Below are 6,000 nucleotides of genomic sequence, written 5' to 3'. Positions count from 1 at the left end.
ATTTAAAATCCGGCCTTTCTACTTATTGATCTTTGTTTGCTTCTTCCTCACTCTGGGCCAGCAAGAAGGCTTTCATAAATTCGTTCAAGCCTCCATCCAGCACATGCTGTGTGTCGGATGTCTCAAAACTTGTTCGGTTATCCTTCACAAGTTTGTAAGGGTGAAGAACGTAGTTTCTGATTTGAGATCCGAAATCCACACGTAATTTGGAAGATTCGATTTTTGCCAATTCAGCATTTCTTTTTTCCAATTCCATCTGGTACAATCGAGATTTCAACATCTGCATTGCTTTCTCTCTGTTGGCAAGCTGGGAACGTTCAATTTGACAAACAACCACGATTCCTGTTGGCTTGTGAGTCAATTGAACTTTGGTTTCCACTTTGTTTACGTTCTGTCCACCGGCACCACCTGATCTGGAAGTTTGCAACTCCACATCGGCAGGATTGATCTCGATTTCAATCGTATCATCCACCTCAGGATACGCATAAACAGATGCAAATGAGGTATGACGTCTTCCTCCAGAGTCAAAAGGAGAAATCCTTACCAAACGGTGAACTCCAGTTTCGGATTTCAAGAATCCATAGGCTAGGGGACCTTCAAATTCCAAAGTTGCTGATTTGATCCCTGCGACTTCACCTGGTTGAACGTCTACTTCCTTTACTTTGTAACCGTTTTTCTCTCCCCACATGATGTACATCCTCATCAAGATAGATGCCCAGTCATTACTTTCAGTACCGCCGGCACCTGGGTTGATTTCCAAAACAGCATTGAGTTGATCTTCTTCTGAAGAAAGCATTTTCTTCAATTCAAGCTCTTCAACAGCAGTTTTGGCCTTTTGGTATTCAGTTTTGATTTCATCTTCTCCGACTTCATCCATCGAATAGAATTCATACAAAACTTCCAAGTCTTGGATAATTTGATCCAAATCCTCAAATGAGCTGGTCCATCCTTTACGAACCTGGATTTGTTTCATTGTTTTTTCTGCCTCTTCTGGATCATTCCAGAATTCAGGCTGGGCTGAAACAGCCTCTAGATCTTCGATTTCTGCTTTCTTCCGATCGTAGTCAAAGATACCTCCTTAAAGCCGAGGTGCGAGCTTTCAAGTCTTTCAGTTGGTCCGAAGTCATGATTTTATGTTTGTGAAAATTAAGCTGCAAAAGTCCGAAAAAAAATCTGGATTTGCTAAGTATTTGCCGAATCAGTCAGGCAACCTCATGCGGATGATCTGCAATTTGTTTCTCCCTTGATTTTTGAAAGTTTTATATCGTAAGGGAAGCATGGCGATGCCGGTGCCGACCAAAATACCACCTGTTATTCCTACACCTTTATCTATGGAAAATTCTCCTTCATGGTATACTGAATTTAATCCGTCCACCGTCAAAAGAATCACGCCAGCTCCCAAAATAAGGCTGTTGAATGCAGTTAAAGTACCGTTTCTTCTGTCTTTTTTCCGAATTGCAATAGCTTCTATGTCATTCAAAGAGAGGATGTTCTCACTCAAATAAACGTAATCATCACTGAATTCCTTGATCACATCAGTTACATAATACCCGAGTTTGGTGCTTTTGTATGTGATTTGTTCTCCTGGGTAAAACCGAATTTGAGATCGAACGTTGGTTCCTCTTTTTAGAAGTAAAAAATCTTTTGACTGGGCAAAAGTGAAAATGGAGATTGGAAATAGAAGTAAAAAAAGGAAGGTTGATTTCATCTGCCAAATTGGGTTGCGGGAATCTTAAGTAATATTAAACAAAAACGGGCTGGAATTTAATTCCCAGCCCGTTTTTAAGATTTATTTAAGTTGATAAAATTTTTGCAACTCTGAAATCATCTTCATCTAAGGTTTTGTCATCCACAATGGCACGTTTGATTGGCGTGTATACTACTTTGTGGTTAATTAAACCTGCCATTACATCGTATTTGCCCTGAATCAGTCCTTCGATAGCAGCTACTCCCAATTTGGAAGAAAGCAATCGATCGTAAGAACTAGGAGCCCCACCCCGCTGCAAGTGACCCAAGATGGTTACTTTAATGTCATAGGTTGGAAGGAATTTCTTCACTTTCTCTGCGATTTCCGCAGCACCACCACTTTTCCCGCCTTCTGCGACAATTACAATGTTGGAAGATTTTTTGGCCTTGCTACGAACCTTCAATTTGTCAACCAATTCTTCGATTGGCATCTTCTTTTCAGGAATCAAAATAGCAGCAGCAGCAGATCCAATCCCCGCATTGATAGCGATAAAACCAGCGTCACGACCCATTACTTCTACGAAGAATAGTCTGTCATGGGAGGTTGCTGTATCTCTGATTTTATCAATTGCCTCGATGGCAGTATTGCATGCAGTATCAAATCCAATGGTTGAATCAGTTCCTGAAAGGTCATTATCGATGGTTCCAGGAAGACCGATTGCCGGTACACCAAATTCTTTGTAGAACAAATGCGCTCCAGTCAATGAACCATCTCCACCGATCACAACCAATGCATCGATTCCATGGCTTTTCAAATTGTCATATGCCTTTTGACGTCCCTCAGGAGTGCGGAATTCCGCACTTCTTGCTGATTTCAAAAAGGTACCGCCTCGTTCCAAAACATGGGTGATGTTTTTGGAATCGAGTTTTTTAATATCATTCTGGATCATCCCTTCATATCCACGGTAGATACCGTACATCTCGAGATTATAATAAAATCCAGCTCGGACAGCTGCTCGAATGGCAGCATTCATTCCAGGAGAATCTCCTCCTGAAGTCAATACACCGATTTTTTTGATGGTTTTAGGTTCCATTATAGGGTTTGAGTTAAAGCCTTAAACATTAAATCTGCAGAGGCTGGATTGGTCGCCAATGGGATATTGTGAACATCACAAATTCTCATCAACATTTGCACATCAGGTTCATGTGGGTGCTTGTCCAGTGGATCTCTAAAAAAGATGACCATGTCCAACTCCTTTTGTGCAGCCATTGCAGCTATCTGCGCATCGCCACCTATTGGGCCGGAAAGAAGCTTCTGTACATCGAACCCAGCTCTCTCAATGTGAGAACCTGTCGTTCCTGTAGCTACCAGTTCCACATCTTTTTGGTGAAGACGGTCCTTGAAGCCACTTAAAAAATGTACCATGTCGGCTTTTTTACCATCATGGGCGATTAGCGCAATTTTCATGAATAGCGAATTAATAGGTTGGCGCCAAAGTTAGAAAAAATTCCATTTTTCGCTCTTTTTACGCCTTGATTTGTAGTTTATTTTTCCATGAATAAAATGAAGCCAATATTCCTTTTATTCTTCTGGGATTAAATTTTCTAATTTGAATAGGAAAGTATATTCCAAAGCGAGTTCCTTCAGAGCATTGAATCTGCCAGAAGCACCACCATGTCCGGCCTCCATATTTGTATGCAAAAGAAGGAGATTAGTATCTGTTTTTGAATCACGAAGTTTAGCAACCCATTTGGTTGGTTCCCAGTACTGAACCTGTGAATCATGAAGCCCTGAAGTGACCAACAAATTGGGGTAATTCTTTGCTTCCACATTGTCATATGGGGAGTAGGAAAGCATGTAATCATAGTATTCCTGATCTTTTGGATTTCCCCATTCTTTGAATTCACCTGTAGTCAATGGAATACTCTCATCCAGCATGGTCGTCACCACATCTACAAAAGGAACGGCTGCAATCATCCCCTTGAAAAGATCAGGTCTCATGTTCATCACAGCTCCCATCAAAAGCCCTCCAGCACTTCCGCCCATCGCATAAATGTGCTCTGGACTGGTGTATTTTTCCTCTACTAAATGCTCGGCACAAGCTATAAAATCCGTAAATGTGTTCTTTTTCTTCAAAAGCTTTCCATCCTCATACCAATGTCTGCCAAGATCTTCACCGCCGCGGATATGGGCTATGGCATATACAAATCCTCTGTCCAATAAACTCAATCTTGTGCTGGAGAAGTAAGCATCCATGCTGTATCCATAAGAACCGTAAGCATAAAGTAACAGGGGATTTTCTCCATTTGGCTCAAATAGATCCTTTTTATAAACCAAAGAAATAGGAACCATGACTCCATCGGAAGCTTTGGCCCAGACTCTAGCTGACTGGTATTCATCTTGATTGTATCCTCCTAAAACTTCTTGTTGCTTGAGCAAAGTCTTCTCTTTGGTAACCATATGATAATCATAGGTAGAGGAAGGCGAAACCAAAGAATTATATCCAAATCGAAGAATTACTGAATCAAATTCAGGATTGTTTCCAATCCAGGCCGTATAGGTCTCTTCATCAAACTCCAGTTCATGTGCTTGGCTACCATCCCAAGGTTGGATTCTGATTTGAGTTAACCCATTGCTTCTTTCCTGAGAGACGAAAAAGTCTTGAAATATGTCAAAATCCTCAAAGAGAACATTTTCTCTATGCGGAATAAAGTCCTCCCAATTTTCAAGCTGTGGTGCAGCGACGGGGGCCTTCACAACTTTGAAGTTCTGAGCATCATTATTGGTTCTGATCCAGAAATGATCCTGATAATGATCGGCTGCATATTCTAGATATGGAACTCGTTCCTGAAGAACCTTGAATTCAGAAAATGGGATTTTGGCATCGATAAACCTCATTTCTGAGGAAATAGTGCTTTCAGAATGAATGAAGATTATTTCCTGAGACTTGGATTTATGCACATGGCAAGTAAATTCTTCATCTTTTTCTTCAAAAACCAAAGTCGTTTGATCCAAAGAATCACCTAATTGATAGCGATAAATCTGGTTGGACCTGAGGGTTTCGGCGTCTTGTTTGGAATAAAAAATAACATAGGAATCTGTTGCCCAAGTCATGTTTCCAGTGGTTTTTGGAATCTCAAAATCCAGGATCTCCCCTGTTTCTAGGTTTTTGAATTTGATGGAGTAGATTCTTCTTCCGACTTCGTCAAAAGCGAAAGCTAGAATGTTTTGGTCACTACTGACTGCAATTCCCCCTACTTGAAAAAAGGATTTCCCCTCAGCCAATTCATTTACATCCAAAATTATTTCTTCAGGATTATTCAGACTTTCTTTTTTACGGCAATAAATCGGGTATTCGCTTCCTTTTTCATATCTGGAATACCAGAAATAGCCTGATTTGAAATAAGGAACTGACTGATCATCTTCCTTGATTCTTCCTTTCATTTCTTGGAAAAGATCCTCTTGGAAAGTCTCTGTTTTTTTCATGACTTCCTTTGTATAGGTGTTTTCCTCATTTAGGTAGTTGATGACTTCTGGATTTTCACGATCATTCATCCAATAGTATGGATCTTGTCGGGAATGTCCGTGAGTTTCAATGATATGATCTTTTTTTGCTGCTATCGGGGCTTTCATGAAATTCAGAATTAGGGTGCAATGTTACTAAAAAGCCATTGGAAACGTATGCAATGGGTCGAAATGCAAATTTCTTGTATTAAAAATGAAGTATTTGGAATAAGACTATTGTTAAAACAGATAATTATCTAAATATTCACTAAGAATTTTCAACCATTAACCTTTTAATTATGGGAATGATTAAAGAATTCAAGGAGTTTGCTGTCAAAGGCAATGTCGTTGATATGGCGGTCGGCGTCATCATCGGTGGGGCTTTTGGCAAGATCGTAGCATCCTTGGTAAATGATGTCATCATGCCTCCAATCGGCTTAGCCTTGGGCGGTATGGATTTTAAAAAATTGGCCTATGTGCTAAAAGAAGCTGAATTGGATGCTGCCGGAGAGGTTGTTACAAATGCAGTTACGATTAACTATGGGATGTTTATCCAAAATGTAGTTGATTTTACGATTATCGCATTTGTGATTTTCCTTGCTATCAAAGGAATCAACAAGATGAATCGCAAGGAGGAGAAGAAAGAAGCTGCTGCTCCGCCACCTCCACCACCAAAATCAGAAGTTCTTTTAGAAGAAATCAGAGATTTGCTGAAGAAAGATTAATTGGTTCTTCTAATAAAAAGAGGCTGTCTCAAAAGGTGGGACAGCCTCTGATTTATTCTGGTAGGTATCTGAGTCAATTTTCAT

The 6,000-nt window shown here is 40.2% G+C and carries 6 protein-coding genes; 1 reads left to right on the top strand and 5 read right to left on the bottom strand.

The window, feature by feature from the left end; all coding sequences use genetic code 11:
• Positions 1-22: 22 nt before the first annotated feature.
• The 5 genes from prfB to O0V13_RS06495 form a co-directional block, all read right to left on the bottom strand.
• Positions 23-1,127 (bottom strand): peptide chain release factor 2 gene (gene prfB, locus O0V13_RS06515; RefSeq protein WP_268034187.1). Its coding sequence is split into 2 segments (ribosomal slippage): positions 23-1,066 and positions 1,068-1,127, totalling 1,104 coding nucleotides; the frame shifts between segments, so codons are not numbered across the junction.
• A gap of 71 nt (positions 1,128-1,198) precedes the next feature.
• Positions 1,199-1,708: a hypothetical protein gene (locus tag O0V13_RS06510; RefSeq protein WP_268034186.1), complete on the bottom strand. Its 510-nt coding sequence runs from the start codon at positions 1,706-1,708 to the stop codon at positions 1,199-1,201.
• 85 nt (positions 1,709-1,793) lie between these two features.
• Positions 1,794-2,780 carry a 6-phosphofructokinase gene (gene pfkA, locus O0V13_RS06505; RefSeq protein WP_073569980.1) on the bottom strand — a complete coding sequence of 329 codons (987 nt, stop codon included), beginning with the start codon at positions 2,778-2,780 and terminating at the stop codon, positions 1,794-1,796.
• Positions 2,780-3,154 carry a methylglyoxal synthase gene (locus O0V13_RS06500; protein ID WP_073569981.1) on the bottom strand — a complete coding sequence of 125 codons (375 nt, stop codon included), beginning with the start codon at positions 3,152-3,154 and terminating at the stop codon, positions 2,780-2,782. The genes pfkA and O0V13_RS06500 overlap by 1 nt, the downstream gene beginning before the upstream one ends.
• A gap of 114 nt (positions 3,155-3,268) precedes the next feature.
• Positions 3,269-5,320: a S9 family peptidase gene (locus O0V13_RS06495; RefSeq protein ID WP_268034185.1), complete on the bottom strand. Its 2,052-nt coding sequence runs from the start codon at positions 5,318-5,320 to the stop codon at positions 3,269-3,271.
• Positions 5,321-5,490: 170 nt separating this feature from the next.
• Here O0V13_RS06495 and mscL point away from each other — a divergent pair, with 170 nt between their 5' ends.
• Positions 5,491-5,916 (top strand): large-conductance mechanosensitive channel protein MscL, encoded by a 426-nt coding sequence (gene mscL, locus O0V13_RS06490; RefSeq protein WP_268034184.1) that lies wholly within the window; start codon positions 5,491-5,493, stop codon positions 5,914-5,916.
• Positions 5,917-6,000: the final 84 nt, after the last annotated feature.

This window comes from Algoriphagus sp. PAP.12, from assembly GCF_026652115.1.
Classification (GTDB): Bacteria; Bacteroidota; Bacteroidia; order Cytophagales; family Cyclobacteriaceae; genus Algoriphagus.
Note: the sequence above shows the minus strand (reverse complement) of the source record. Positions and strands in the feature narration are given on the sequence as shown.

Bases quoted from the DNA above. Each gene is read 5' to 3' on its own strand.
- O0V13_RS06510 (WP_268034186.1), bottom strand. From the start codon at position 1,708: ATGAAATCAACCTTCCTTTTTTTACTTCTATTTCCAATCTCCATTTTC.
- pfkA (WP_073569980.1), bottom strand. From the start codon at position 2,780: ATGGAACCTAAAACCATCAAAAAAATCGGTGTATTGACTTCAGGAGGA.
- O0V13_RS06500 (WP_073569981.1), bottom strand. From the start codon at position 3,154: ATGAAAATTGCGCTAATCGCCCATGATGGTAAAAAAGCCGACATGGTA.
- O0V13_RS06495 (WP_268034185.1), bottom strand. From the start codon at position 5,320: ATGAAAGCCCCGATAGCAGCAAAAAAAGATCATATCATTGAAACTCAC.
- mscL (WP_268034184.1), top strand. From the start codon at position 5,491: ATGGGAATGATTAAAGAATTCAAGGAGTTTGCTGTCAAAGGCAATGTC.